Below are 2,857 nucleotides of genomic sequence, written 5' to 3'. Positions count from 1 at the left end.
CGAGCCGACGCTGGCGGCGGCGTTCGTCGATCCGGCGGTGTCGTGGCTGGAGCGGCAGGGCACCACCCTGACGCTCGGGCGGCGGCTGCGGGCCTTGCGCTTTGCCGAGGATCGCGTCGTCGCACTCGATTTCGGGAGCGGCGAAGAGGCGGTCGCAGCGGACGAGAGCATTATCCTGGCGGTGCCGCCGTGGGTTGCTGCGGCGCTGGTGCCCGACCTCACCGTGCCCGATGATTTCCGCGCGATCGTCAACGCGCACTTTGCCTACACCCCGCCGGCGGGCGTCGCGCCGATGATCGGCGTCATTGGCGGCACGGCGGAATGGATCTTCTCGTTTGAGGATCGCATCTCGGTAACGGTCAGTGCGGCGGACCATCTGGTCGATACCGACCGCGCAGACCTCGCCGCGACCTTCTGGGCGGATATCGCCGCGATTCACGGTCTTCCGCCGACGCTGCCACCATGGCAGATCGTCAAGGAAAAGCGCGCCACTTTCGCCGCGACGCCCGAACAGGACGCCAAGCGTCCGCCCGCCGCCACGCGCTGGCGCAACCTGTTTCTGGCGGGAGACTGGACGCAAACCGGGCTGCCCGCGACGATCGAAGGGGCACTGCGATCGGGCGAGACTGCTGCCCGCTTGGCGCGGGGTGCCCGACTCGGCTAAGGCGCGGGCATGAGCATCGATACGATAGACCGCAGCGCCCTCCTGGACGAAGCCGACGCTACCGCGAGCAAGGCGGCGGCGGCGCTGGGCGGGTTGCAGAATGCGGACGGGCATTGGGTGTTCGAGCTGGAGGCCGATGCCACCATTCCGGCCGAATATGTGCTGCTCCGCCACTATCTGGGCGAACCGCGCGATGCGGAGATCGAGCGCAAGATCGGCGTGTACCTGCGCCGCATACAGTCGCCGACGCATCATGGCTGGGGCCTGTTCCATGGCGGTGCCTTCGATGTGAGCGCCAGCGTAAAGGCCTATTTCGCGCTCAAGATGATCGGCGATTCGATCGATGCGCCACACATGGTGCAAGCGCGCACGGCGATCCACAAAGCGGGCGGGGCGGCGGCTGCCAACGTCTTCACGCGCATCCAGTTGGCGCTGTTCGGCGCGGGGCCGTGGAGCGCGGTGCCGACGCTGCCGGTCGAGCTGATCCTGCTGCCGCGCTGGTTCCCGGTGCATCTCTCCAAAATGTCCTATTGGGCGCGCACGGTGATCGTGCCGCTGCTGGTGCTGGCAGCCAAAAAGCCGGTGGCGCGCAATCCCTCGGGCGTGCTGGTCGACGAACTTTACACGACCAAGCGCGCCAAGCTGGTCAGCAAGGCGGCGGGGACCAAGCAGGCGTGGACGACCTTCTTCAATGGCCTCGACGTCGTGCTGAAGGGCGTCGAGCCGCTCTGGCCCAAGGGCACGCGCCAGCGCGCGATCGACGCCTGCGTCACCTTCGTGACCGAGCGGTTGAATGGCGTGGACGGGCTGGGCGCGATCTATCCGGCGATGGCCAACAGCGTGATGATGTTCGATTGCCTGGGCTATCCGGAGGATCATCCTGCGCGGGCGCTGCGCGCGAATCGGTCGAGAAGTTGCTCGTGGTCAAGGACGACGAGGCTTATTGCCAGCCGTGCGTCTCGCCCGTCTGGGATACCGCGCTCGCCTCGCACGCGATGCTGGAAGTGGGCGGCGAGGAGGCCGAGGCGCGCGCGGCGGCGGGGCTGGCGTGGCTGAAGCCGCTGCAAGTGCTCGACGTGAAGGGCGACTGGGCCGACGAAAAGCCCGATGTCCGCCCCGGCGGTTGGGCCTTCCAATATAATAACGCGCATTACCCCGATCTCGACGATACCGCCGTGGTGGTGATGGCGATGGACCGCGCCAAGGACCGCGCGCCTGCCGTCTATGACGAATCGATCGCGCGCGGGGTCGAATGGACCGTCGGGCTGCAAAGCAAGGATGGCGGCTGGGGCGCGTTCGATGCCGACAACAGCTATCATTATCTCAACAACATCCCCTTTGCCGATCATGGCGCGTTGCTCGACCCACCCACCAGCGACGTCACCGCGCGCGTGGTGTCGATGCTGGCGCAATTGGGCGAGACCGATACGCCCCGGATGAAGGCGGCGCTGGCCTTCCTGGAGAAGGAACAGATGCCCGATGGCAGCTGGTTCGGGCGCTGGGGGGTGAATTACATTTACGGCACCTGGTCGGTACTGTGCGCTCTGAACGCCGTCGGGCTCGATGCGAAGCATCCGATGGTGCGCAAGGGCGCCGACTGGCTGATCCACATCCAGAATCTCGACGGCGGCTGGGGTGAGGATTGCGAGAGCTATGCGCTCGATTACAAGGGCTATACCCCGGCACCCTCGACCGCCTCGCAAACCGGCTGGGCGCTGCTTGCGCTGATGGCAGCAGGCAAGGTCGATCATCCCGCGGTCGAACGCGGCATCCGCCATCTGATCGCGACCCAGGCCGCCGATGGGCTGTGGGGGCAGGAGAAATATACCGGCGGCGGTTTTCCGCGCGTCTTCTACCTGCGCTATCACGGTTATCCGGCCTATTTCCCGCTCTGGGCGGTGGCGCGCTATCGCAATCTGAAGCGCTCGAACGATCCGCGTCCGGCGTTCGGAATGTGACGATCCTCGTCGCCTGCGGGCTGACGCGCGAGGCGGCGATCATCGCGCGGCCGGGCTTGGTCGTGGTGGCGGGCGGCGGCGATGCGGCGCGGCTGGAGCGGGAACTGGAAGCCGCGGCGGGCGGCGTTTTCCGCGGTGCTGTCGTGCGGTGTCGCGGGCGCGCTAGATCCAGCCTTGCGGGCAGGGGATGTGGTGGTCGGCGATCTCCATATCTCCCACCGCCCCGGCGAGCCGA

Annotated in this window: 1 protein-coding gene and 2 pseudogenes; all 3 read left to right on the top strand. The window is 67.1% G+C overall.

The features are described 5' to 3' along the window. Positions 1–664 (top strand): hydroxysqualene dehydroxylase (locus NW75_RS18985; protein WP_033966844.1); only part of this gene is annotated, 664 nt, incomplete at its 5' end. A 9-nt stretch (positions 665–673) separates the two neighbouring features. After that, a pseudogene (gene shc / locus NW75_RS18980) lies at positions 674–2,622 on the top strand (squalene--hopene cyclase). Next, positions 2,619–2,857 (top strand): annotated as a pseudogene (locus NW75_RS26920) (hypothetical protein); the annotation flags it as partial. The pseudogenes shc and NW75_RS26920, both read left to right, overlap by 4 nt.

Origin of the sequence: Sphingomonas sp. Ant H11 (genome assembly GCF_000797515.1) — a bacterium.
Taxonomy (GTDB): Bacteria; Pseudomonadota; Alphaproteobacteria; order Sphingomonadales; family Sphingomonadaceae; genus Sphingomonas.
The sequence above is the reverse complement of the archived record's forward strand: the minus strand, read 5'-3'. Positions and strand labels throughout refer to the sequence as shown.